General features: G+C 56.4%; 21 protein-coding genes and 1 pseudogene. 8 read left to right on the top strand and 14 right to left on the bottom strand.

What is annotated here, in order from left to right; translation table 11 throughout:
- Positions 1 to 156 precede the first annotated feature (156 nt).
- A complete protein-coding gene (locus V9L13_RS07740) occupies positions 157 to 1,743 on the bottom strand; it encodes an ABC-F family ATPase (protein WP_080593251.1) in 1,587 nt (528 codons plus the stop codon).
- A 389-nt stretch (positions 1,744 to 2,132) separates the two neighbouring features.
- Here V9L13_RS07740 and lpxO point away from each other — a divergent pair, with 389 nt between their 5' ends.
- Positions 2,133 to 3,032 (top strand): lipid A hydroxylase LpxO, encoded by a 900-nt coding sequence (gene lpxO, locus V9L13_RS07735; protein ID WP_045122779.1) that lies wholly within the window; start codon positions 2,133 to 2,135, stop codon positions 3,030 to 3,032.
- Between the two features lie 73 nt (positions 3,033 to 3,105).
- Here the strand turns inward: lpxO and V9L13_RS07730 are convergent, their stop codons facing one another.
- Positions 3,106 to 3,978, bottom strand: coding sequence for a Ku protein (locus V9L13_RS07730; RefSeq protein WP_003225188.1), 873 nt, complete (start codon positions 3,976 to 3,978; stop codon positions 3,106 to 3,108).
- 190 nt (positions 3,979 to 4,168) lie between these two features.
- On the opposite strand from V9L13_RS07730, the gene V9L13_RS07725 reads away from it, so the two are divergent.
- Both V9L13_RS07725 and V9L13_RS07720 read left to right on the top strand, forming a co-directional pair.
- On the top strand, positions 4,169 to 4,510 hold the full coding sequence (locus tag V9L13_RS07725) for a hypothetical protein (RefSeq protein ID WP_338802086.1): 342 nt from the start codon (positions 4,169 to 4,171) through the stop codon (positions 4,508 to 4,510).
- 52 nt (positions 4,511 to 4,562) lie between these two features.
- Positions 4,563 to 5,708 (top strand): PQQ-dependent sugar dehydrogenase, encoded by a 1,146-nt coding sequence (locus V9L13_RS07720; protein WP_338802085.1) that lies wholly within the window; start codon positions 4,563 to 4,565, stop codon positions 5,706 to 5,708.
- A gap of 146 nt (positions 5,709 to 5,854) precedes the next feature.
- On the opposite strand, the gene rimI is transcribed toward V9L13_RS07720, so the two are convergent.
- Positions 5,855 to 6,964 carry a ribosomal protein S18-alanine N-acetyltransferase gene (gene rimI, locus V9L13_RS07715; RefSeq protein WP_338802084.1) on the bottom strand — a complete coding sequence of 370 codons (1,110 nt, stop codon included), beginning with the start codon at positions 6,962 to 6,964 and terminating at the stop codon, positions 5,855 to 5,857.
- A gap of 92 nt (positions 6,965 to 7,056) precedes the next feature.
- On the opposite strand from rimI, the gene V9L13_RS07710 reads away from it, so the two are divergent.
- Both V9L13_RS07710 and V9L13_RS07705 read left to right on the top strand, forming a co-directional pair.
- Positions 7,057 to 8,631: a RimK family protein gene (locus tag V9L13_RS07710; RefSeq protein WP_338802083.1), complete on the top strand. Its 1,575-nt coding sequence runs from the start codon at positions 7,057 to 7,059 to the stop codon at positions 8,629 to 8,631.
- 7 nt (positions 8,632 to 8,638) lie between these two features.
- Entirely contained in the window at positions 8,639 to 9,562 is a 924-nt protein-coding gene (locus V9L13_RS07705) for a magnesium transporter CorA family protein (protein WP_103520895.1), read from the top strand.
- A 116-nt stretch (positions 9,563 to 9,678) separates the two neighbouring features.
- On the opposite strand, the gene V9L13_RS07700 is transcribed toward V9L13_RS07705, so the two are convergent.
- Positions 9,679 to 10,014, bottom strand: coding sequence for a DUF2834 domain-containing protein (locus V9L13_RS07700; RefSeq protein WP_338802082.1), 336 nt, complete (start codon positions 10,012 to 10,014; stop codon positions 9,679 to 9,681).
- 357 nt (positions 10,015 to 10,371) lie between these two features.
- On the opposite strand from V9L13_RS07700, the pseudogene ilvA reads away from it, so the two are divergent.
- Positions 10,372 to 11,367 (top strand): annotated as a pseudogene (ilvA, locus tag V9L13_RS07695) (threonine ammonia-lyase, biosynthetic); the annotation flags it as partial.
- Between the two features lie 24 nt (positions 11,368 to 11,391).
- Here ilvA and V9L13_RS07690 read toward each other — a convergent pair.
- Together V9L13_RS07690 and eco are read right to left on the bottom strand one after the other, a co-directional pair.
- A complete protein-coding gene (locus V9L13_RS07690; protein ID WP_003225174.1) occupies positions 11,392 to 11,697 on the bottom strand; it encodes an NIPSNAP family protein in 306 nt (101 codons plus the stop codon).
- Positions 11,698 to 11,718: 21 nt separating this feature from the next.
- On the bottom strand, positions 11,719 to 12,204 hold the full coding sequence (eco, locus tag V9L13_RS07685) for a serine protease inhibitor ecotin (RefSeq protein WP_096796565.1): 486 nt from the start codon (positions 12,202 to 12,204) through the stop codon (positions 11,719 to 11,721).
- 370 nt (positions 12,205 to 12,574) lie between these two features.
- Here eco and V9L13_RS07680 point away from each other — a divergent pair, with 370 nt between their 5' ends.
- Positions 12,575 to 12,844: a DUF1652 domain-containing protein gene (locus V9L13_RS07680; protein WP_108589489.1), complete on the top strand. Its 270-nt coding sequence runs from the start codon at positions 12,575 to 12,577 to the stop codon at positions 12,842 to 12,844.
- Here V9L13_RS07680 and V9L13_RS07675 read toward each other — a convergent pair.
- Both V9L13_RS07675 and V9L13_RS07670 read right to left on the bottom strand, forming a co-directional pair.
- A complete protein-coding gene (locus V9L13_RS07675) occupies positions 12,841 to 13,239 on the bottom strand; it encodes a hypothetical protein (protein ID WP_338802081.1) in 399 nt (132 codons plus the stop codon). The two genes, V9L13_RS07680 and V9L13_RS07675, sit on opposite strands and share 4 nt — an antisense overlap.
- 90 nt (positions 13,240 to 13,329) lie before the next feature.
- Positions 13,330 to 13,599: a DUF2790 domain-containing protein gene (locus V9L13_RS07670; RefSeq protein ID WP_338802080.1), complete on the bottom strand. Its 270-nt coding sequence runs from the start codon at positions 13,597 to 13,599 to the stop codon at positions 13,330 to 13,332.
- A gap of 489 nt (positions 13,600 to 14,088) precedes the next feature.
- Between V9L13_RS07670 and V9L13_RS07665 the strand changes: the two genes are divergently transcribed.
- Complete coding sequence (locus V9L13_RS07665) at positions 14,089 to 14,385, top strand: hypothetical protein (RefSeq protein WP_166495844.1); 297 nt, start codon at positions 14,089 to 14,091, stop codon at positions 14,383 to 14,385.
- A gap of 102 nt (positions 14,386 to 14,487) precedes the next feature.
- On the opposite strand, the gene V9L13_RS07660 is transcribed toward V9L13_RS07665, so the two are convergent.
- The 6 genes from V9L13_RS07660 to V9L13_RS07635 form a co-directional block, all read right to left on the bottom strand.
- A complete protein-coding gene (locus V9L13_RS07660; RefSeq protein ID WP_338802079.1) occupies positions 14,488 to 14,841 on the bottom strand; it encodes a hypothetical protein in 354 nt (117 codons plus the stop codon).
- Between the two features lie 66 nt (positions 14,842 to 14,907).
- Positions 14,908 to 15,453, bottom strand: a complete 546-nt coding sequence (locus V9L13_RS07655; RefSeq protein WP_338802078.1) for a hypothetical protein — start codon at positions 15,451 to 15,453, stop codon at positions 14,908 to 14,910.
- A 51-nt stretch (positions 15,454 to 15,504) separates the two neighbouring features.
- Positions 15,505 to 16,479, bottom strand: a complete 975-nt coding sequence (locus V9L13_RS07650; RefSeq protein WP_338802077.1) for a sel1 repeat family protein — start codon at positions 16,477 to 16,479, stop codon at positions 15,505 to 15,507.
- 16 nt (positions 16,480 to 16,495) lie between these two features.
- The gene (locus V9L13_RS07645) at positions 16,496 to 19,759 is read right to left on the bottom strand and encodes a hypothetical protein (protein ID WP_338802076.1); all 3,264 of its coding nucleotides are present in this window, start codon (positions 19,757 to 19,759) and stop codon (positions 16,496 to 16,498) included.
- Positions 19,760 to 19,792: 33 nt separating this feature from the next.
- Positions 19,793 to 20,656: a DUF4123 domain-containing protein gene (locus V9L13_RS07640; RefSeq protein ID WP_003225158.1), complete on the bottom strand. Its 864-nt coding sequence runs from the start codon at positions 20,654 to 20,656 to the stop codon at positions 19,793 to 19,795.
- The gene (locus tag V9L13_RS07635) at positions 20,647 to 22,701 is read right to left on the bottom strand and encodes a type VI secretion system tip protein VgrG (protein WP_338802075.1); all 2,055 of its coding nucleotides are present in this window, start codon (positions 22,699 to 22,701) and stop codon (positions 20,647 to 20,649) included. The genes V9L13_RS07640 and V9L13_RS07635 overlap by 10 nt, the downstream gene beginning before the upstream one ends.
- Positions 22,702 to 22,706 lie beyond the last annotated feature (5 nt).

Below are 22,706 nucleotides of genomic sequence, written 5' to 3'. Positions count from 1 at the left end.
CTCACTCCTACAGTTGAAATGCGTCCCCCCTGTAGGAGTGAGCCTGCTCGCGATGGTCTCGGTACCCGCATGAATACTGGCTCTGGAATGCAAAAAGCCCCGTCACATGGACAGGGCCTTAGCTTGAAGCTAGCAACTCAACACTCGAAGCCGCTCTTAGAACACCACACCCTGACTACGCAGGTAGTCATCGTAGGTGCCGCTGAAGTCGGTCACGCCATTCGGGCTCAACTCGATGATGCGCGTGGCCAGGGACGATACGAACTCACGGTCGTGGCTGACGAAAATCAGCGTGCCCGGGTAGTTTTCCAGCGCCAGGTTCAGCGCCTCGATCGATTCCATGTCCAGGTGGTTGGTCGGTTCGTCCATGATCAGCACGTTCGGCTTTTGCAGGATCAGCTTGCCGAACAGCATGCGACCTTGCTCACCACCGGAAATCACTTTGACCGACTTGAGGATCTCATCGTTGGAGAACAGCATGCGGCCCAAGGTACCGCGAATCATCTGCTCGCCCTGCGTCCACTGACCCATCCAGTCGAACAGCGTGACGTCGTCTTCAAAGTCGTGCGCGTGGTCCTGAGCGTAGTAGCCCAGTTCCGCGGCGTCGGTCCACTTGACGCTACCGGCATCCGGGGTCAGTTCGTTGACCAGGGTGCGCAGCAGGGTAGTCTTGCCGATGCCGTTCGGGCCGATGATCGCTACGCGCTCGCCCGCTTCAACCTGGAAGCTGAAGTCTTTGAACAGTGGCTTGCCGTCGAAACCTTTGGCCATCTTTTCGACCATGACGGCCTGACGGTGCAGCTTTTTGTTTTGCTCGAAACGGATGAACGGGCTCACGCGGCTGGAAGGCTTGACCTCGGCCAGCTGGATCTTGTCGATCGCCTTGGCACGGGAAGTGGCCTGTTTGGCTTTCGAGGCGTTGGCCGAGAAGCGGCTGACGAACGATTGCAGCTCGGAAATCTGCGCTTTCTTCTTGGCGTTGTCCGACAGCAGTTGCTCGCGGGACTGGGTCGCCACGGTCATGTACTCGTCGTAGTTGCCCGGGAACAGGCGCAATTCGCCGTAATCCAGGTCAGCCATGTGGGTGCACACGCTGTTCAGGAAGTGACGGTCGTGAGAGATGATGATCATCAGGCTGTTACGCTGAGTCAGAACGTTTTCCAGCCAGCGAATGGTGTTGATGTCCAGGTGGTTGGTCGGTTCGTCGAGCAACAGCACTTCCGGATCGGAGAACAGCGCCTGAGCCAGCAATACGCGCAGTTTCCAGCCTGGCGAGACTTCGCTCATCGGGCCGAAATGCTGTTCCAGCGGAATACCCAGACCCAGCAACAGTTCACCCGCGCGGGATTCGGCGGTGTAGCCATCCATCTCGGCGAACTCGGTTTCCAGCTCGGCCACGGCCATGCCGTCTTCTTCCGACATTTCTGCCAGCGAGTAGATGCGGTCGCGCTCGGCCTTGACCTTCCACAGCTCTTCGTGACCCATGATCACGGTGTCGATCACGGTGAATTCTTCGTAGGCGAACTGGTCCTGGCGCAATTTACCCAGGCGCACGTTCGGCTCGAGCATGACCTGACCGCCGGACGGGTCGAGGTCGCCACCGAGGATTTTCATGAAGGTCGACTTGCCGCAACCGTTGGCGCCGATCAGACCGTAGCGGTTACCCGCGCCGAATTTGACCGAAACGTTTTCGAAGAGCGGCTTGGCGCCGAACTGCATCGTGATGTTAGCTGTAGAAATCAAAGGTTTTTCCTGCGAAGCATTCTGAGTAGCGAGGGTGCGGCTGGAGCGCTTGGCCCGAGTCAAAGTGCGCTGAGGCGGGACATTCCCGTCATCAACCAAGGGGGCGCGTAAAGTTTGGCGGCGATTGTACTGGTCTGGCTCTTTAAACGATAGGGCGATGACGCCGCGTCTGCCGTTTGGCAGATTCAGCGGACAGTTTTTCACAGATCAGGTTCACCATTGGTTACAAAGTATGGCTAAAATGCCAGCCAGTTACCCAATAGCCGCTAACGGCAAGGGCTCAAGGAAGTGCCACCGGGATAGTATTTGTATTCATGCCACTGCATCAGACCCTGGGCCACCGGCCGGCAGGCGCGCAGTTTGTTCACTTTTGACGTGTGACGATTTCCGTGAAACTCATCATTGCTGCTATTTATGTCATTTCGATTGCATACGTTCACCTTCGTGGGCGCGTGCGTCACAAACTGGGCCGTCAGTTGAGCGATCACTCGACGTTCCTGGCGCCGATCAACTGCTTCCTGTACCTGTTTTCGAAGAAGCCGAACAAGCCGTATCTCGATCCTTCCGAATTTCCTGATCTGAGCCCTTTGCAGGCGCACTGGGAAGAAATTCGCCAGGAAGGGCAGAATCTGCTGCGCGCCGGTGAGATCAAACGCTCGAATCAGTACGATGACGTCGGTTTCAACTCGTTCTTCAAAAGTGGCTGGAAGCGTTTCTACCTCAAGTGGTATGGCGAGAGCCATCCGTCGGCCATGAAGTTGTGCCCGCGCACCACCGAGCTGGTGCAGAGCATCGGTTCGATCAAGGCAGCGATGTTCGCCGAGCTGCCGCCGGGTTCGAAACTGGTCCGTCACCGTGATCCTTACGCCGGTTCGTATCGCTACCACCTGGGTCTCGACACGCCAAACGACGCAGGTTGCTACATCAATGTCGACGGTGAGAGCTATCACTGGCGCGACGGTGAGGCGGTGATGTTCGATGAGACCTATATTCACTACGCCGAAAACACCACCGACAAAAACCGCATCATTCTGTTCTGCGACATCGAGCGGCCGATGAAGTATCGCTGGGCAGCGGCGTTCAATGCCTGGTTCAGCCGCACCGTGATGTCGGCGGCAGGCGCACCAAACGATGCGGGCGATCGTGTCGGTGGGATCAACCGACTGTTTACCAAAATCTACAAAGTCCGACTGCGTGGCAAAGAGCTGAAAAAGCGCAATCGCACGCGTTACTACATGGAAAAGTGGGCGATCTTCGGCGGTTTGCTGGCGGTGTTCATTCTGATCTGACAGCATCGCCAGCCTGCTGGCGATGAGTCTCTCAAAACCAACCTGTCAGCTTCCTGACAGGAGCCGGATCTGATTACGCCCCCGAGGCCTTTTTGGTCTTTCTCGCGGGGGCTGCCTTGCTGGCAGGCTTCGCTTTTGCCTTCGGTTTGGCCGTGGCCTTGCCGCCCAGACTGCGTTTAAGCAGCTCGGTCAGGTCGATCACATCCGCAGACTTGCGCTCTTCCTCGCCACCCACCGTCTCGACATCCTCGATCTTGCCTTCATGGGCCTTTTTCTCGACCAGCGCCATGATCTTGTCTTCAAACTCGTCCTTGTAATCCTCCGGACTCCAGTCGCCGCTCATGTCCTGCACCAGACGTTTGGCCATGTCCAGCTCACCCTTGGCCAACTGTGGCTTGGTCACTTCGCTGCCCAGCTCCAATTCGTCGAGGCCGCGCACTTCCTGCGGCCAGCGCAGCTTGACCAGCACCAGCGCCGATTCCAGCGGCATCAGTGCCGCCAGATATTGCCGAGTGTGCAGGACGACGCGGGCGAGGGCGACCTTGTTGGTTTTGCTCAATGTTTCACGCAGCAGCGCATAGACCTTGCCGCCGCGCTTGTCCGGTGCCAGGTAATAAGGCGTGTCGATGTTTTGTAGTGGAATCTGCTCGGCATCGACGAATGAGAAGATGTCGATGGTCTGGGTCGACACGGGGTGCGCCGACCGAATTTCTTCCTCGCTGAGCACCACGTAGCGGCCCTTTTCATAAGCCACACCTTTAACGATGTTCTCTTTGGTGACTTCCTTGCCCGTGACTTTGTTAACCCGTTTATAACCCACCGGGTCCATGCTGCGGCTATCGAGCCAGTCGAAGTCGACGCCTTGCGAGGACGTTGCCGACACCAGCGCGACAGGGATGTGTACCAGTCCGAAGCTGATCGCGCCTTTCCAGATTGCCCGAGCCATGGTGAGTTCTCCGAGTGATGATCAGGTGACCCGCGTCCCGGCTCGAAAGTTTCCAACGTTTGCATGGGCTCGCAGCAATGCCGGTCAAGTCGTGTTACATCTTGTTTAAGGGCGATGGGTTAACAAATCCGAACCCAGGGCGTAGCGTGGACTCGAAGGCTCTATCCCCTGCGCATCGAGAGGCCGCGCCATGAACCGAATTCCGTTAGGCATCATCGTTCTGTTCCTTGGGGCGGGGCTGGCGCATGCCGAAGTCGGGCCGCCGTCCGCGCCGCTGCTGCTGGCACAGAGTACCACCGGTACCGACAACAACCCTTACAACAGCCCGATCCGCCGCGCCAATCCCAACAGCATGCAGGGCTCACAGCCCAGTGCGCCGATTATTCGCGGGCCGAACACGGTGCCGGTACCCAGTTCGCCAACCGTCGGTAATGGCGGCATCGGCAATGGTCAGCAACAACGTTCGGTGCCGAGTACACCACCAAAATTCATTCCCAACCCACCTTCACGCGATGGAGACAGCAACCGTTGAACGGCAGGACTGAGCGCCTGTCAGCCTTTCGAACGAACAAAAGGAATCGTGCATGTTGCGTAAAACCTTTCTAGCCACGCTGTGTGCCGGCGCGTTGATCAGCGCTCCCGCTTTCGCCGCTGCCCCCAAAGAGCTCAAAAGCGAGCAGGGCACCCTTGAAGTCACCACGATTACCCAAGGACTCGAGCACCCTTGGGCGCTGGCGTTTCTGCCGGATCGGCAGGGCATGCTGGTGACCGAGCGTCCAGGCAACCTGCGGGGGATCAGTGCCGATGGCAAGCGCTCTGAACCGATCAGCGGCGTACCGAAAGTCTGGGCCAAGGGCCAGGGTGGATTGCTCGATGTGGTGCTGTCGCCGGACTTCAAACAGGATCGGCTGGTCTACCTGTCCTATGCCGAGGGCGGTGGTGCCGGGGACAAGGCCGGGACGGCGGTGGGGCGCGGTCGTCTGTCGGACGACTTACGCAGTCTGAGTGATTTCAAAGTGATCTTCCGTCAGGAACCGAAGCTTTCGACCGGTAACCACTTCGGTTCACGGCTGGTGTTCGACCGCGACGGCTACCTGTTTGTCACGCTTGGCGAAAACAACGAGCGGCCCACCGCGCAGGATCTCGACAAGCTGCAAGGCAAGGTCGTGCGGATCTTCCCCGATGGCAAGGTGCCGGATGACAACCCTTTCGTGGGCCAGTCCGGCGTGCGGCCGGAAATCTGGTCTTATGGCCATCGTAATCCGCAGGGCGCTGCGCTCAATCCGTGGAACGGCACAATCTGGGAGAACGAACACGGTCCCCGGGGTGGCGATGAGGTGAACATCATCGAACGCGGGAAAAACTACGGCTGGCCGTTGGCGACCCACGGCATCAACTATTCGCTGCAACCGATCCCGGAAGCCAAGGGCAAAAGTGTCGAAGGCGCCGTGGATCCGCACCATGTGTGGGAGAAGTCTCCCGGCGTCACCGGGATGGCGTTCTATGACGCTGATCGTTTCAAACCTTGGCAGCAGAACCTGTTCATCGGCGCGCTGGTCAGCCAGGAGCTGATCCGGCTGCAGTTCGATGGCGACAAGGTCGTGCACGAGGAGCGTTTGCTGGGCGATTTGAAACAGAGAATTCGTGATGTGCGGCAGGGGCCGGACGGTTATCTGTATGTGCTGACGGATGAGCAGGATGGTTCGTTGTACAAAATCGGTCTGAAATAACTTCACTTCAGACACTGAGTTTCAACTGTAGTGAGGGGATTTATCCCAGATGGCCTGTGCAGCAGGCCCTTAAAAATCCAGGAGGGCCCGCTTCGCGCGCCATCGGGGCGGTGCGACGTTTCGCTAAATCCCCTCACTACAACGGGTCAGCCAGAGATTTCATTCCGGGCATACAAAACCACCGCCGCCCGCAATTTCCCCCGCCCAAATCGGCTCATCTTTTCAAACTCCCCATGGCTGACCGGCACATGTTGGCAGTCCATCGGCTGGCGATGTTGGCTGTGATCGACGTCGGGATCGTGCAGGTACACAAAGTCTTCATCGCAATCGGTGAGCACTACCCAGTGCGGTGATTTGGAGCGGGTCAGGCGATAACTGCTGATCAGCACCAGAGGCTGACCGCCAGCCTCCAGCAGGCGCGGTAAATCCAGATGGATGCCAATCTTCCGCTCGATGTCGGTCTCTTGCATTTGAGCGGTGAACTCCTCATGCACCAGGCGCATGACGTCTTTTTTATGCTCATCGCGCACGCCGTCGAGAAACAATGGCCCGGCCATACTCAGTTGCAAACGCACCCGAAAACCCCGCCGCCAGGCCGCCAGTGCCAAACCCTGGGGGCTGCAGCCACCATGGCCGGAGGTCATGAACACGGTGGTCGCTTCACGCCAGATCTGCAATTCCTCACGCCGCTCCAGCAGGCGCGCAGGCTGCAGCGCGCCCATGGCCATCAGCAGACAGGCCGGGCCACAGGTGAATTCGGTGGTTTGCGGGTAGTAGGGCACCTTGATACTGCGCGAGTCACGGTGCTGAACAATGCGCTTTTCCAGACGCAGTGCATCGGCATGGTCTTCGTAGTAATCGTGAATCAGCGCGAAACGCCGATAGCCGTTGCGCTCGTAAAGCGCGATGGCGGTGGGGTTATCGATACGTACTTCAAGGCGCAGGTATGCGCAGTCATGCTCAACGGCACAGGCCTCGATACGTTGCAGCAATTGTTTGCCCAGACCGGTGCCACGGGCTTCGCCGGCAATGGCGATGGAATACAGGCGCGCCAGTGATGTGCCGCGATGAAACAGCACCAGTGCATAGCCGAGCAATCGCCCGTCAAGCTCGGCGACCAGCAGTTGCGCATGGGCGCGGGTGATCATCCATTGAAAGCTGCGGCTGGTGAGCCGGTCGGTGGTGAAACATTGCATTTCCAGGGCCAGCAACGCTGGCAGATCTTCAACTACCGCCAAACGAAAAACAGCACTCATATGACCACCGTAAAAGTTGCGTAACGAAACGGGACTTTCGAAAAACTTCGTGCTTAATAGAAATGGTCTTGTTCTCCAACGGATCAATCTCTATGTCAGCGGTACAGGGTCATTGGCGCGAAGTATCCGAGCAAAGTTTGCCGACGGCAACTTTTTTAAATCCAGTCATCAGAACTTCCAGTCAAGTGTTGATCATCGTCGAACGCAAGGAAGACTGGGCCTCGTACTTTCCCAGCGAGGACATCGTCACGGCTCAGGAATACCTTGAGCAAACCCGTGACAGCGAACCTGGCAAACGGGTGCAGGTGATTAACCTGTGCCGCAGCTACAAGTACCTGGGGCACGGTTACTACTGCTCGCTGCTGGCAGAAGCCCGCGGCCACAAGGTGATTCCATCGGTCCGCACCATCAGCGAACTGACGAAAAAATCGCTTTACGGCCTGGCGCTGGACGACCTCGATAAAACCCTGGAAAAAGCCCTCAGCCATCATCTGTACAGCGATACCGAAGGTTTCACCCTGACACTTTACTTCGGCAAGACGCATATCGAGCCGCTGCAGGATCTGGCCCGGCAATTGTTTGAAGTGTTTCCGTGTCCGATTCTGCTAGTTGAGTTTCGCCGAACTAACGGCTGGCACATCGAGGGTATAAAGTCCGGTGCCCTGCACAAGTTGCGCGACGATCAGGAAGATCAGTTCGCCAATGCGCTGGACGGCTTTAGCCGTAAAGTCTGGCGAGTGCCGCGCTCGCCGCAAGTGGCGCGTTATGACTTGGCGATTCTGCACGATCCACAAGAAGCCTTGCCGCCGTCAAACGCCAAGGCACTGGAGAATTTTGTGCGGGTCGGCAAGCGTATGGGCATCGATGTCGAGCTGATCGAACGCAAGGACTACGCGCGGCTCGCCGAGTACGACGGCCTGTTGATTCGCGAGACTACCAGCGTCGACAACCACACCTATCGCTTCGCGAAAAAAGCCGAGAGCGAAGGGTTGGTGGTCATGGATGACCCGACCTCGATTCTGCGTTGCACCAACAAGGTCTATCTGACTGACCTGCTCAACAGCCATGAACTGGGTATGCCCGCTACGGAAATTCTCTACAAGGAACGACCGGAAGATTTCGAACGGGTCGGCGAACGCCTCGGTTTCCCGCTAGTGCTGAAGATCCCCGACGGCTGTTTTTCTCGCGGGGTGATCAAGGTTGAAAGCCAGCAGGCGCTGCTTGAGGCCACCGCTGAATTGTTCGAACACTCGGTATTGCTGTTGGCTCAGGAGTTTTTCTACACCGAGTACGACTGGCGCATCGGCGTGCTCAATCGCAAACCGATTTTCGCCTGCCAATACTTCATGTCCAAGGGCCACTGGCAAATCTACAACCACAAGGCCAAGGGCCAGGACATCAATGGCGAGTGCCGCACCCTGGCGGTTCACGAGGCACCGCGGGCAGTGGTGGAACTGGCGGTCAAGACCGCGAACCTGATTGGCGACGGCCTCTACGGCGTGGATCTGAAACAGGCTGGCGACAAAGTGGTGGTGATCGAGGTCAACGACAATCCGAACCTCGATGCCGGCATCGAAGACGCCTATTTGCAGGACGATCTGTATTCACTGGTGCTGGAGGAGTTTGTGCGACGGCTGGAACTCAAGCGTCGCGGCCAGGCCTGGTGAAGCGCCGATGATCAGCAGTTTCGCATTGAGTCACGGCGCGTTGCAGCGGGTAGAACGGCTGGATGCCGAGGTGATGCTGTTCAGCAATCCCGATGCTGCCGAGCGCGACTTGCTCCACACTCACTACAAGGTCGACGAACACGCGCTGGCCTCGGCGCTGGATCCGGACGAAGTCTCGCGAATCGAGTTTCACCCCGACCATTTGTTCTTGATCTGGAAGCGCCCGGAAAACTATTCCGGCGGTGGCAGCCTGGCGTTTGAAGTGTCGTCCTGCGGCCTGCTGTTTTCACCTGGTCAGTTGCTGGTGATCGCCACCGACGACACGCCATTGCACGGCATCGGCACGCGCCAGCCGCTCAATGCGCCGCTGGATGTGTTGCTCGATTTGCTGTTCAACAACATCCACCATTATCTCGGCCACCTGAAGGTGATCAAACTGGTCGCCCGTGAGCTTCAACAGAAGTTCAACGCCTCGATGCAGAACCAGCATCTGGTGCAGATGTTCAACCTCAGCGAAAGCCTGATCTATTACATCAATGCCCTGCACAGCAACGGCGCAGTGCTGACGCGGCTGCGCAATCACGCGGAAAAACAGCACTTCGGCAGCGAGGCGATCGGGTTGATCGACGACCTGATCATCGAGAACAACCAGTGCTACAAACAGGCAGAGATCTACTCAACGGTGTTTTCCGGGCTGATCGATGCGCGCGGCAATCTGATGAACAACAGCATGAACAATCTGCTGCGCAAGCTGACGTTGATCAACGTGGTGTTTCTGCCGTTGAACCTGATTGCCAGTATTGGCGGGATGTCGGAGTTCAGCATGATGACGGCGGGGACGCCGTGGTGGATTTCCTACCCGGTGTTTCTGATGGTGATGTTGCTCGGGGCGGGGGGAATGTTGTTTGGGCTGCGGCGGTTGGCCCAGTGATCGGTGCCTGAGCTGACACCTTCGCGAGCAAGCCCGCTCCCACAGGAGAATGCATTTCAAAAAGTGGGAGCGGGCTTGCTCGCGAAAGCGATCTCAGCAGCACTCGAAGCTCGGGATCAGCTCGCAGGGGCTGCCGCTGCCACTTTCTTGCGCTCCCGAACCCCACGCACCACCAGATACAACAGCGGCCCAATCGACACAAATACTGCCGTCAGCAACAGATACGGCACCACCGACCAGACCGACATCCCTCGCGACCGTGCATCCTTGACCATCCACACCCCGGCCAGCGTCGCCAGCAGATACAGATCAATCACCACCTGCGCCGTGTCCGGGCGCGACATCAGACTGATACCGAAGTCGATCAACGACTGTTCGGCCTGGAGCATCACCGATACGGTGTAGCCAGTAAACGCAATCAACGCAGTGAGGGGCAGGGCGACAGACATCATGCATTCCTTCCTTGGGGTGATGAGCAGAATCGCCAGCCTACCTTGGCGTCCGCAAATAAGCCATTGACTCGCCGGCCGCCGCCGGGCTAATTTCAGGCCCATGACTTCCACCGTATTGCGCTGCCAGCCAAGCATTATTACCGCCATTCCTCATTTGGCGGGCTAGCTCACGACTGCAGCACCCAACCCGCCCTAGAGGCGGGTTTTCATTTTCTGTCTCCGGGGTTTTAACAACGATGGCTCCCTGTAGGAGCTGCCGAAGGCTGCGATCTTTTGACTTTGTTTTGCTCAAATCAAAAGCAAGATCAAGAGATCGCAGCCTTCGGCAGCTCCTACACAGAGCGCCCGGAGATAACGATGAAATACAGCCCCGACCAGCAAGCCCTGCTTGAGCAGTACGTGAAAAAGATCCTCGCCGCGCCGGTCTACGACATTGCCGTGCGTACGCCGTTGCAAGCGGCGCCGGCGCTGTCCGAGGCGCTGGGCAACCGGATCCTGCTCAAGCGCGAAGACCTGCAACCAACGTTCTCCTTCAAGATTCGTGGCGCCTACAACAAGCTGGTGCAACTGAGCGATGCGCAGAAATCGCGCGGGGTGATCACCGCTTCGGCGGGCAATCATGCCCAAGGCGTAGCTCTGGCAGCGCGGGAGCTGGGGATCGCGGCGACCATCGTCATGCCCTCGACCACCCCCGAACTCAAGGTGCTTGGGGTACGAAGTCGGGGGGCCGAGGCGCTGCTGCACGGCGAGAGTTTTCCGTTTGCCCTGGCCCATGCGCTGCAACTCGCCGAGCAGACCGGGCGCACCTTTGTCTCTCCATTCGACGACCCGGACGTGATCGCCGGCCAAGGCACGGTGGCCATGGAAATCCTCCGTCAGCATCAGGGGCCGCTGGATGCGATCTTCGTTCCGGTGGGCGGGGGCGGGCTGATCGCCGGCATCGCGGCGTACGTCAAATACCTGCGACCGGAGGTACGGATCATCGGTGTCGAATCGGAGCATTCGGCCTGCCTGAAGGCGGCGCTGCAAGCGGACGCGCGGGTGGTGCTGCCCAGTGTAGGAACGTTCGCCGATGGCGTGGCGGTGGCGCAGATCGGCGCTTATGGTTTTGAGGTGTGCCGGTTTTGCGTGGACGAGGTGGTCACTGTCAGCAATGACGAGCTGTGCGCGGCGATCAAGAATATCTACGACGATACCCGCTCGATCACCGAGCCTTCCGGGGCATTGGCGGTGGCCGGCATCAAGCAATACGTGGCGCGCAGCGGTGTTCGCGAGCAGACCTTCGTCGCGATCGACTCGGGTGCGAATATCAACTTCGACAGCCTGCGCCATGTCGCCGAGCGCGCCGCGGTGTGCGGCGTCCCGGCGTGATACCGCTCAGGGCAGCAACGGGCGCAGGAAACTGCGCTCGTAGCTGACGATGAATTTCTTCTGCACCAGTGATTCCACTAGCGCCGTGCTTTCCGGGTCGGTCAGCGCGATGTGCCGGTAGCTTTCGTAATCGGCCAGCGAGGGAAAGCTGAACAGGCAATAAGCGATGTTGCTCGCGCCCTCGGAGGGCAAGAAATAGCCGTGATGAGTGCCGCCCAAGCGCTCGACGATGCCCAGCCAGGCCTTGGCGTAGGCCTCGAACTCGGTCAGTTGGTACGGATCGATCACGTATCGCACATGGCAGGTAATCACGTTTGGCGCTCCCTGTTCAGGTCATTCCGCAATGGCGGTGCCGACCTTGTCCGAAGCCGACCAGATGCGATAGCGCACCTCGACATCTTTCGGAGCGTAGATCACCAGTGGCAGCTTGCTGTTGTAGCGCAGCATGAAGCCGTCACCGACGACCGGGACAAAGGCGCGTTTCTTCGCGGTGCCGGGTGGGCAGGCCATCAGCGTGCTCATCGGGCCAATGACTTTTTCCAGGCGGTAGAACGGATAGCCCCAGCCTTCGAGGTTTTTCTCGTCCAGAGCGCCGCCCAGGCGCTGGCGATTACAGTCGACTTCCAGGGTTTTGCCGGCGAGGACTTCAACCTGGAAGTTCTCCTCCTGATCCTGTTTGGGCAGGTAGATGACTTGACGGGTGAAGCCGTTTTCCGCCTTGGGATACGGCGCGACGTCTTCGAGTTTGGCCGCGTGGGCGAGGGTGGACAGGCCGGCAACGAGCAGACCGATTGTCGCGCGAGCGCGTAAAGAACCCATGAAAGCCTCCTGGCGGGTGTAGGGTGGATGTCGGGCATTCTCACTGTCATCAGTGATGAATGCAAACCGGCGTCGACTTGCAAATTGCAGTGCCCAGGAGGGTCGATCTTGCATTTTGCAACTGGCCAACTGCTGGCCACCGCCCCAAGTGCTTGATTTCATGAGGGTCGAAATGACCCGATGAAAGGCACGTTTTATGCGTCGCTTTGGTGCAGCGCACCGGCTTCGGGCGCCTACACTCCAATGGGCATTTCGCAGTACAACCGTTTGCCGCACCAGGGAATCAGCGGGGACACACCCGTGCAGGGGCAGCAAAAGCGGTCAACGTGAAGAGTTGATTGGCAGTTTCATCAATAAGGAGAGGTTCACCATGTTTCTGTCTGCCTTGGAACTACGCAATATCATTGAAAGCAGTTTTCTGCCTAAACGCTGCCAGTGCACGCTGTCGCCAGACCTGTCGATGACCGTCAAGGTCTTCGGCGACCACCAGACTGACCAGGTTGATCTGCACGTCAGCGGAATCGATGCCAGCCATCTCAATGGCTGCCGTGAGATCAATGAGTTGATTGCCGGCCTGCGCTCGGACCTGGCGCAGCAATCCACGCCACACCATTACAGTCCGCGATCCAGAGCCGTTTAACTCACCGTTTCACCCAGTTCGACCGTCACGCGCCGGGCCTGCACAAAGCCTAGGCCCAGCGCGAACTCGACCAGCACCGCGAGCAGAATCCCGGGGCCGGCGTGGCCGTTGAGCCATTCGCCAAAACCCAGTACCGCCAAACCAAAACAACCGACGATAAACCCGTTACTCAGGGCATTGCGCCCCAGCGACGGCGGCGCGCTGCGCACCAGATAAAACATCACCCCCAACGCCGCAAACAGCACCGCACTGCGCCGCGCAACAAACCCGGCAGCGCTCGAATACTCAATGCTCCAGATCGCCAGCAACACCTGCGGGAAAAAGCCCCAGGCAAGCGCCAGCACGAAACACAACAAAGACGTGATGATCGACAACGTGCGAAACGACAACTGCATGGCGAGTCCTTGCGGCAGTGAGGAGGGGCCCCGAGCATAACCCGCGAACCCTCCAGCGCCTACCGCAACCCCGCAAATCAGAGCCTTCTGTCAGTTCTGGTCACTGCACGCGTCGGACATTTTCCGGTAGGTAATTTCCTCAGGCTTCCCGGCATTGTCGACGTACTTCATGTCAGCAGTAACGACTTTGCACTGACGAGTGGGTTGCTCGGTCATGGAGATCACTTTGTTCACATGCAACGGCATGCCGTACTGATAGGGGACAGGCTTGGTTGTGGCGGTGGTGTCATTGGCCTGAGCCACCCCGGCGAATGCGGTGCAGGCGAGGGCGGAGGTGAGCAGCAGCGTGCGAATGTTCATGAATCGGACTCCCGTGCGACGGAATAAGCGTTCGGCGCCATACGGCCGAACCTGCCGCACTCGGCGTCAGCCAGGGGCTGAGGTGTGCGGTTCAGTACAGTCTTGGACTGCGGCGTTAAGCGATGGTTAACCTGGCTGAACGCCGGCTGTCTGGCAGAGGGATGATTTCTCGGGGATGCGGGGCCGATTCCTACAAGGATGGATGCTTTGTCTGCTTCCGGCGACGGGAACGGTGCGGTTATGGTTTGGCGTCGCTGCAAAATCAGCGATTCGGGTTTGGTCACCTGAGAATAATCGATTGCATATGTGCCATCATTTGCACTGCGGAGTTCTTTGACCGTGTAGTGCATTGCTGTGGTGGCCGTGTGCAGGACGCCTTCGGGCGAGCTGAGTTGATTGTTCTCGGTTGACCAAGCCTGTACACGGTCCGCCTCCCATCGTTTGGTCACGATGCTGGCGGGTTACTTTCGAAACAATCGAGTAATCAATATGCTTACACCAAATCCGCTCCCAAGCCGTTATCACCCGCTCAACAGCGGCGTCACCGACAGCGCGCCAATGGTCATCGACACCCAAGCCAACCCCCAAGACATCCTCGAGTCCGCCGTCCAGCGCATCCGCGCCTGCAGCGACCTGCTCGAAACCCTGCACTGCATGTGCTTCCGGCATGGCGATGTTCAGGACATTCCACACATTACCCATGCGCTGTACCTGCTGGCGCAGGATGGCAATGATTTGCTGCAGGTGGCGCAGCAGCAGATGCTGGATTGGAAGGCGCCGGTTTGATGCCTTGAATGCGAACGGGAGTATGGTCGCGTTGGGCGAACCTCACGCCATCTACTCTCCCGTTTGTATGATTCTCGTGCCCTTGAATTCGAATAAAACAAGCTAACGGCTTAGTTTGTCAGGGAAGAAGGACAGGGGAGGGTGCATGGATATCCATTTTTCTGATTGCTCTTTAGCTTCTAATATTTGCGAAGGAGTCAACTTGGAAGCAATGAGGGGAAGCTTGTATTTAACATTTTCCTGCATACCGCCCCCGCCATCCAAGCTACTTAGAGAAAAAATAAGCGAGTATCCCTTTACAGGATCATACGGGAAGCCATAGGTATCGGGCTCGTGAGCTAAATATGAACCGTATCCATATATGGACTCTGCGTAACCTGATACTGCAGCTTGCTCATTCCAATGTCGGAAGCCTTCAATATCTCCCTTCTCAAAAAGAAGAGCAGCCAACTCCATCATTGATCTAGGGTTGCCGCCTTCAGCTGAAAGTTTGTACCTTTTTTCAACTGCCTCACTTCGCTTTCATGGTAGCAAAAATCCCTCACCTTGCTTAAGTGAAGTGGCAAGCCAGTATTGTGCAAGAGCATTTCCTGAAGTTGCAGATCGTTCTAGCCAAGTATCATCTAAAGTGATTTCATACATTATGTACATCGCTTCTGCGTCGCCAGCATTTGCTTTTTGTTGGGCTAATTGTTTTGCTTGGTTTAACCAATCTATAGGTGCTTTCTGTGAAGCGGGACATTCGTTGGATATATCGCATAGGTCGTGTTCGATACGCCCTAACTGAACCATGGCATAAAGATAGTTTTGACCTGAAGACGCCTCGTACCATTTTCTGGCAGCTATATTCATGTAATGATTTTTCGCTCGGAGGGCTTCACCTAAATAATATTGGGCTTCTGCGTCGCCAGCCTCTGCTGCGATTGTCAAAAAGGAAATGGCTGAAGTGGCCTTATATTGGTTATAGAGTATAATGCCTTCGTTTTTAGCGATTTTCTGCTGTGCGTCCAGTTGGGCTTCCGCGTGAGAAGAAAGCATGAATAGCAGGGAAATGGCCAAATACTTCATGGATTCTATCAGTTCAACTCGCCAGAAAAGAGATAATGCTAAGCTTGGTTTTCAACGACTTAGTTTGTCCGGGTAGAACGAAAGTGGTGCGTGAGTCGCCTTCCATTCTTTTGCAAATTTTTTACCTTCTGCAATTTGCTCAGCTGTCATCTTTGCTTCAATTTTCGGTAACTTACTCTCCACTCTTTCTTGTAAACCTCCACCGCCGTCTAGCTCCTTCAAGGTGTAAACGAGGGCATAACCTTTAACGACATCGAATGGGAATCCATACGTGTCTGGCTCATGAGCAAGATCAGAACCGTAACCATAAACTGTTGTGGCGTAGCTTGCTAAAGCTGCTTGCTCATTCCAATGACGGAAACCTTCAATGTCACCTTTTTCATAAAGAAGGGCTCCGTATTCCATCATGGAGGGCGGGTACCCACTCTCAGCTGAAGCTTTGAATAATTTTTCAACCGCTTCCGAGCGTTTCCATGGAAGGAAAAAACCGTCTCCCTGATTGTAGCTCTTAGCTAATAAGTACTGTGAGATTTGGTGGTTTTTTGCGGCTGCTTTTTCTAGCCAAGTTGTATCGAGCGTTAATTCATACATTATGTACATGGCTTCTGCATTTTCATCTTCTGCCTTAGGCTGAGCGATGCTTGATGCTTGATTCAACCAGTCTGATGGTTTTTTTTCTGTGGCAGGGCAGTCGTCTGATAATTTACATAGATCATTTTTTACTCGCCCAAGCTGGATCATTGCATAAAGATCCCCTTGGTCAGCTGCCATTTCATACCACTTTTTAGCTTCAGGATTCATGTAGGTATTTTTTTGCCGTAATGACTCAGCTAGATAATATTGTGCCTCATGGTCTCCAGCCTCTGCCGCTATTCTCAGTAGAGGAGACGCAGAAACAGCTTTAAGTTGATTGTAAAGAATTATTCCTTGTCGCTTTGCGTGCAACTGCTCAGGATTCAGTTCGGCGCTTGCTTGGTTGGCGCCGGCGAGTAATAGCATGGCTGAAAATAATACTATGAGGCGCATGTTTTTTTCTCAAGTGTTATGCTTTTGGGTCTATAAATTTGGCTGTGCCAGACGGCATGTAAGTTCTACCAAAATACTGGGATCTTTGGCATTGCCCATCTTTTTTCGCACCTAGAATTTTTACATGGGACAAATAATCGGCGCGCATGTCATCACCGGTGCGATTTTTTAGGCGGAGAACAGGGTCTGCCATAAAGTTGTCAAGGGCAAGCCTGCTCTCGCAATACAACTGACCTGCGTTTGCTGGTTTTATCCCGAACTTGTTCATCGACATGCATATGTCTTCAAACTGACTTTGTGCTTTATCAATGGTATTGTCTTTCTGTGCACGCTTAAGAATCCAAGACAAAATTTTCTCAATGGCTTGCTGTTGGAGTAGTTTTGATTCTTCGTCGCTGTATTTAATCGTGTCGTCTTTTTCTGCTGTTTTCCCTGTGGGTCTGGAGATGGTCACAGAAAAATCACTTGGAGGGCTGATCAGAGTTAAAAGAAGAGGTCCTAACGCCCCGGGAATAGCATTTATGCACCACTCCTCCAGTTCGAGTTGATTCTCATAAGACATGATGGTTTGTGCTATCGCGCCGCCTTTGCCCGTTGCAGTCAAGCTTTCATAAAGCGTCATTACCGCATCAGCACCCATGAGGTAAATCATCCGGATATCAAAGCCACCAATGGCCAGAGTATTTAATTTCGAAAGGTACGCGTAGGTTTTATCTTCAATAACAAAGTACGGATTCTGTTTGTTTTTATAAAGTTCTCTACGGAACATGTTAAGCAGTTCAGTGACGGCGTCGTAGCCCACCTCGAATTTGAAGGAGCCTCCAACGCCCGGGCCGGCTATCAATGCGGCCTTGAGTACCAGAATCAGACGGCCCTCGTGCAGGGAAATACTCGCTTCAGCCCTCGCACCGAGGCCGGCTGCTGCATTGAGTTCCACGGTCAAGCGCGCAAGGCTAAACCATTCGCTGGCTTTCATTCCTGCGGCTTTACCAGCAACGGGGGCTTTGGTTAGCAAGGCTACTTCGGAAGGTGGAGCCCAGTTCAGCGCTCCGGTGACCATGATCCCGGTTTGCAGACCAGCGAATAGATTGAATGCGGCTTTTGCGCCATCCTGTATCTGTAGAGTTTCTGGAGCTTTTTTAATTTGGCCACTTTTCTCAGTTCTTGCGTAGCTGCGCTTATCGGGGTTGCGCACAACCGGTTCGGGAGGAGCTAAATGGAAGCCAGCGTTGCTGACATCCAATGCAATTTCCGAAGAAAGCAGCAACGATGCTCCGGCGTAGCCCCAAGCCTTCGCGCCTAGATAGAGCGAGAACCGTCCGAGGTTCATCTTCTGCTGTATGTCTTCGGCGTTTCGGTAGGTGATGACGATATCTTTAGCGTTGGCACGGTCTGGCAAGTCGACTTTAAAGAGTTCGACTTCACCCCTTGCAAGGTCAACGGCAAAAGTCGCCTTGGCCGAGGCCTGGAACCCTTCGGCCAGTGTCCAATCTGGCCCCTCTACTTTTGTCGACGAGTGGATGATCTTCGTGGTGGAAGGCATCAGGCAACGAACCAGCTGTGCCTGCGGAGTGATATCGAAAATGCGGAAGGTCTTGCGTACGTTGTCCTTGAACAACACTTGCTGCAATCGATCCCCCCATTCTTTACGTGTACCAGCATTCTCCAGCGCCGTGACCTTGTACTTCTTGCTTTCAAGGTAGGCGTTGAATTTTTCGATCTCGAACCAGCCTTCTGAGGAGAACCAGTCGCTTTCCTGATCCTTGATCCTCAACGCACCTTCGTCTTTCAGCCACTGTCCGAACAAGCTCAGCTCAGAGTCGGTCGCTGCTTTTCCATCGCTATTGCCCGGACGCTTCGCCAGATCTTTGACCTTGGCGCCTACTTTCTTCCAGTCATCCTTTACGGTCTGTTTGAGTCGTGGCAGCGAATACATGCTGAGATAGGTGAGCGGCTTGTTGAGGCTGTCCGCCATGCTCATCTCAGCCAGCGGGAAGCCATTCTTGATCAAACGCTCTTCGGGTCTCGCCTGAAATTGTTCTGGCTCCCACAACAGATGACGGCGAACAGTCGCCGTTTCCACGTTGTTCTCAGCCTGGAGCCGTAGCTTTTCTTTTGACGCCTGCAGCCGGTCCCAGGCGGCACGTTCATTGGTCACAAGGTTGGTGGGCGCCTTGGCTTGTCGTCCACTGGCTTCAATCCAGCCTTTGTACTTGGCACTGAGGCGTTCATTGACCTCTTTTTGCTCTTTCTCTAGCGCCAGATACTGCTTGAACAAGTCGACGCCACCCTCGACTGCTCCACCCTCGGGGATCAATGCAAACTCGGGCAATGCGATTCCGTATTGGGCAACATCGGTGATGGCGTCCAGATAAGCGCTATAGGTCGCTTTCCTTTCCTTGCGTTTGATTTCCTGGTCCCGCACATATGTACACAGCATCAATTGATTATTGGTGCCGCACATCGCGATCTCATCTATTCGCTTTTTGTCCTGAGCGAGCATCGGGGCGAGTTCTGCCGACGTTAACGTGGTGAGATCCTTGTCTTCTAACAACGCCTCTCGTGCTTTCAGATATTTTTGAACGGCTTCACGTGCGGCGATGGCTTTCGGCGCATAAAGGCTGCCGCTTTCGTACGCGTAGCCTTTTTCTTTGGCTGCGGCAATGGCGGTGCGCTTGAGCTTTTGCCATTCACTGTACATGCCGTGCACGCGAGTAGCATCGTCACGGGCGGTCATCATTTCGGTTCTTTTAATCTGATCCTGTTCGAGGCGCGTGAGGGGCGTCGCAGGTGGTGCTGCTTCTGGTGCTGCGGCTTTCCTGCTCTGTTGAGCTTCAAGCAGCGCCGCGTCCAAATTGCTTATGTTGGGATGTTGAGCTTCGATCTCCAGCATCCGGGACTTCTCTTCGCCCTCAAGAAAGTTTGCCAGCTTGGGCTCAAGGAAGTACTCCAGGAGACCTGATTCGTAGAGCCCTTTTTTGCGCTCTTCGGGTGATTTGGTTGAGCTGACTTTTTGTTCCAGATCGCTGGAAGCTTCTTTTAGTGCCGAGTTAGTCCGCTCCGGCAGCAGCCAGAATGATTCATTCTCAGTGTCGTAAATTGCGCTGCCATAGACGGTGGAGCAGGGCGTTTTCACTTTGTCGTGATCGCCTGGTGTATCTTCCGGCGCTTCGGGCTGTTCACCGATATCCCGAGGCGGTTTTGCACAAGCTTCATCAGCGACTACTGCTGTTGTGGGTGCTGACTCGGTGTTAGTTGCTGCGCCGATGTTCTGTTCCATTTCGCTTCCATTCATTCTTTACGGACGGGCTCATCAAGCAGCGCTGTTAGCGAGTTTCTGCAACTGCTGCACTTTGATGAACGACTCTTCCCTTGATTGCAGGATGGCCATTGCCTGTGGCTGCGTTTCGAGCAGCGGGCCGTTGGTGATTTGGCCCAGTTTCAGTAAATGACGACCTTCGTAAATGTTGTGGGCAACCAGCACATTGAGGTTTTCCACGAGGTTGGGCAGTTGTTCGTCGGTAGGTTCACCGTAGGCAGCGTATTGCTCGTCTGCCCAGTAAACCCATCCCAGATGCTCCTGAACCTTTGGCGCTGCTGGTGGCAGGTTGAACGCTGAGACGTCGCCCAGCCATTCAAGTTCCGAAAGGGCTCGCCAACTGAGCCAGCGACCGCGATTGCGCCCGAAGTGGACCGGCGCCGGGCTGTACACGTGCTGCCAAGGGCCGAAGAGCTGATGTGAACTTTCAACGGCGGTGTAGGCCAGCGCGGCCCACAGACTTGGCTTGTGATAACTCAACAGGCTTTGACCGCCGGAGCCATCGTTGGCACGCAGGAGCCAGCGGGCGTGTGCCAGTGCCTTGGCTGGATCTGCTGTGGTGAGGGCGATGCCGGCGAAGTTCTCTTCGCAGAGACTTGCCGCTTCTGCAGCGAGGCGACTGCCCCACGGTGCGACCAGCCATAGAGGGCCGTCAGCGGCGATTTCGGCGAAGTCGGTGTTGAGGAACAGGCCTTGAGTGTCGACAGGTTCGCCGACACGGTAGAGGCGGCTCATGGCCTCTGGCTGACGGGCGCGATCAATGATGAAACATAGGCTAAGGTCGGAGCTCTCTTTCGGCAAACCCTCGAAGGCGTAGCGTGGCGCTTCGAGGAGGGCGCTCAGTGCTTTTACATGCATGTGCAATCCTTACGGCTGCAAGCGCCGTTGCTTTGTTTGCCGCACAACGGCGTGATACCGGACTCGTTGAGGCGTTTGGGCAGCGGGATGAGCACTTTGCCCGCCTTATCCGCATCCGCCACCTTCATCGGCCCCGGCAGCAACGGCGCGGCCGGCGTACCTACACCCGGTGCACCGCCGGTATTGACCTTCACCTCGGCGCCGCTGATGGTCACGCCACCGGCGTCGACCTTGACGAAGCTGCCGCCCGCTTTGGCGGTCAGTTCCATTGCGCCTTCGACGACGACTTTCTGGCCGGCGTAGTAATGGATTTCGCTGCCGGCTTCGACGAATTGCGCTGTGCCTACATTGAGGTGCTGGGTGACTGCGACGGTCAGGTGATCATCTGCGCGCATTTCACTGACGCGATTCAAATGGGTGATGCGGTGCTCTTCGACTTTGAATTCGCTGTAGGTGTTGGCCTCAACCGTGTCATGCCGCTCATTGCCCACACGGATCTTCTGGTCGTGCTCGATGTTCTCGTCCCAATCCCGCTGCGCATGGATATAGATCTGCTCCACACCCTTTTTGTCTTCAATACGAAACTCGTTGTAGCCCTTGCCACCCGGTGAGCTGAGGGTTTTGAAGGTGCTGCGGGTCTTGTTTGCCGGCAGGTCGTAGGGGACGACGTTTTCCTTGTGGTACAGGCAGCCGGTGACGAGTGGCTGGTCGGGGTCGCCTTCGAGGAAGGTGACGAGGACTTCCATGCCGATGCGCGGGATGGCGATGCCGCCGTAGGCCGCGCCGGCCCAGCCGCTGGCGACGCGTAGCCAGCAGGTGGTTTTGTCGTCGGACTGGCCGTCGCGGTCCCAGTGGAACTGGACTTTGATGCGGCCGTACTGGTCGCAGTGGATTTCTTCGCCGGCCGGGCCGGTGACGACCGCGGTCTGGCTGCCGAGGACTTTTGGTTTCGGGTGTTCGAGGGCAGGGCGGTAGTGCGCGTCCCACGGGGTGGCGAGGAAGCTGTTGCGGTAGCCCTGGTGGAAATCGCTTTTGTTGTCGGTGACGTCGCTGGTGACGTTTTCACCGAGCACTTGCGGTTGTTTGCCTTCGTGGAAGACTTCCAGCAGCAGCCACAAGTCGTTCCATTCAGCGCGCGGGTGTTCGGCCAGGGTCAGGAAGTGGCCGCTGGTCAGGGTCGGTTCGTCACCTTTGCCTTCGGCGAGTTTGTAGTCGCTGCGATGGCGTTCAAGGGCGCGGGTCGAGAGGAATTTGCCGCGCTCGCGGGTGGTGAAGCGGCCGGGGTAATCGTAGTCCTCAAGATCCGGGGCGAACTCGGATTTGACTGCACCTTCGGGCAGGATCTTCGGTTTTTCGAAGTCGTAGTCGCGGCGGCTGACGCGCGTGGTGCGGGTTTCCAGGCGCAGGTTGAAGCGTTTGATCACCGGTTTGTCGGCGCTCATGCCGGAGTCTTGCTGGTAGCTCACGGCCTTGAGTTTGCGGAACACTGTCTGATCGTCGCCGAACACCAGTTTGTGCCCGCTACTGCTGTGCTGGAAGTGGAAGTGGATGCCTTCCTCTTCGCACAGGCGCTGGATGAAATGCAGGTCGGACTCGTCGTACTGCACGCAGTAATCGCGTTGCGGGTACTCGGCGTTGAGTTGGAAGCTGTAGGCGTCGGCGAGGATGCCGCGATCTTCCAGCACCTGGGCGATGATCTTCGGCACCGTGAGGTTCTGGAAAATCTGCTGGTCATGGTTGTGCCGCAAATAGGCCAGTTGCGGCACCAGGCTGATGCTGTAACGGGTCAGCGTCTTGCCGGAATCGCCTTGCTCGATGCGGTACACCAGGCCGTGGATTTTGCCTTCGCCGGTGGCGCCGAAGGTCAGGACGCCGGGCTTGTGCAGCAGCTCTTCAAGTTTGAGGTCGGGGCGGGCGCTGACCAGTTCGAGGTCGAAACGGAAAGGCTCGTTGAGGGCTTCGCGACCGGTGAAGCTGAGCACTTGCAGGTCGGCGGAGGCGCCTTCGAGCGTAAGGGTAATGTGGGTAGCGTTGGCGTCCAGCATGCCTT

The sequence above is a fragment of the Pseudomonas sp. RSB 5.4 genome (genome assembly GCF_037126175.1).
GTDB classification, from domain to species: Bacteria; Pseudomonadota; Gammaproteobacteria; order Pseudomonadales; family Pseudomonadaceae; genus Aquipseudomonas; species Aquipseudomonas fluorescens_H.
This window is presented reverse-complemented; position numbering and strand designations above follow the sequence as displayed.

Coding starts and splice junctions, on each gene's coding strand:
- V9L13_RS07730 (WP_003225188.1), bottom strand. CDS start 3,978: ATGGCTCGGGCAATCTGGAAAGGCGCGATCAGCTTCGGACTGGTACAC.
- V9L13_RS07725 (WP_338802086.1), top strand. CDS start 4,169: ATGAACCGAATTCCGTTAGGCATCATCGTTCTGTTCCTTGGGGCGGGG.
- V9L13_RS07720 (WP_338802085.1), top strand. CDS start 4,563: ATGTTGCGTAAAACCTTTCTAGCCACGCTGTGTGCCGGCGCGTTGATC.
- rimI (WP_338802084.1), bottom strand. CDS start 6,964: ATGAGTGCTGTTTTTCGTTTGGCGGTAGTTGAAGATCTGCCAGCGTTG.
- V9L13_RS07710 (WP_338802083.1), top strand. CDS start 7,057: ATGTCAGCGGTACAGGGTCATTGGCGCGAAGTATCCGAGCAAAGTTTG.
- V9L13_RS07705 (WP_103520895.1), top strand. CDS start 8,639: ATGATCAGCAGTTTCGCATTGAGTCACGGCGCGTTGCAGCGGGTAGAA.
- V9L13_RS07700 (WP_338802082.1), bottom strand. CDS start 10,014: ATGATGTCTGTCGCCCTGCCCCTCACTGCGTTGATTGCGTTTACTGGC.
- eco (WP_096796565.1), bottom strand. CDS start 12,204: ATGGGTTCTTTACGCGCTCGCGCGACAATCGGTCTGCTCGTTGCCGGC.
- V9L13_RS07680 (WP_108589489.1), top strand. CDS start 12,575: ATGTTTCTGTCTGCCTTGGAACTACGCAATATCATTGAAAGCAGTTTT.
- V9L13_RS07675 (WP_338802081.1), bottom strand. CDS start 13,239: ATGCAGTTGTCGTTTCGCACGTTGTCGATCATCACGTCTTTGTTGTGT.
- V9L13_RS07670 (WP_338802080.1), bottom strand. CDS start 13,599: ATGAACATTCGCACGCTGCTGCTCACCTCCGCCCTCGCCTGCACCGCA.
- V9L13_RS07665 (WP_166495844.1), top strand. CDS start 14,089: ATGCTTACACCAAATCCGCTCCCAAGCCGTTATCACCCGCTCAACAGC.
- V9L13_RS07660 (WP_338802079.1), bottom strand. CDS start 14,841: ATGGAGTTGGCTGCTCTTCTTTTTGAGAAGGGAGATATTGAAGGCTTC.
- V9L13_RS07655 (WP_338802078.1), bottom strand. CDS start 15,453: ATGAAGTATTTGGCCATTTCCCTGCTATTCATGCTTTCTTCTCACGCG.
- V9L13_RS07650 (WP_338802077.1), bottom strand. CDS start 16,479: ATGCGCCTCATAGTATTATTTTCAGCCATGCTATTACTCGCCGGCGCC.
- V9L13_RS07645 (WP_338802076.1), bottom strand. CDS start 19,759: ATGGAACAGAACATCGGCGCAGCAACTAACACCGAGTCAGCACCCACA.
- V9L13_RS07640 (WP_003225158.1), bottom strand. CDS start 20,656: ATGCATGTAAAAGCACTGAGCGCCCTCCTCGAAGCGCCACGCTACGCC.
- V9L13_RS07635 (WP_338802075.1), bottom strand. CDS start 22,701: ATGCTGGACGCCAACGCTACCCACATTACCCTTACGCTCGAAGGCGCC.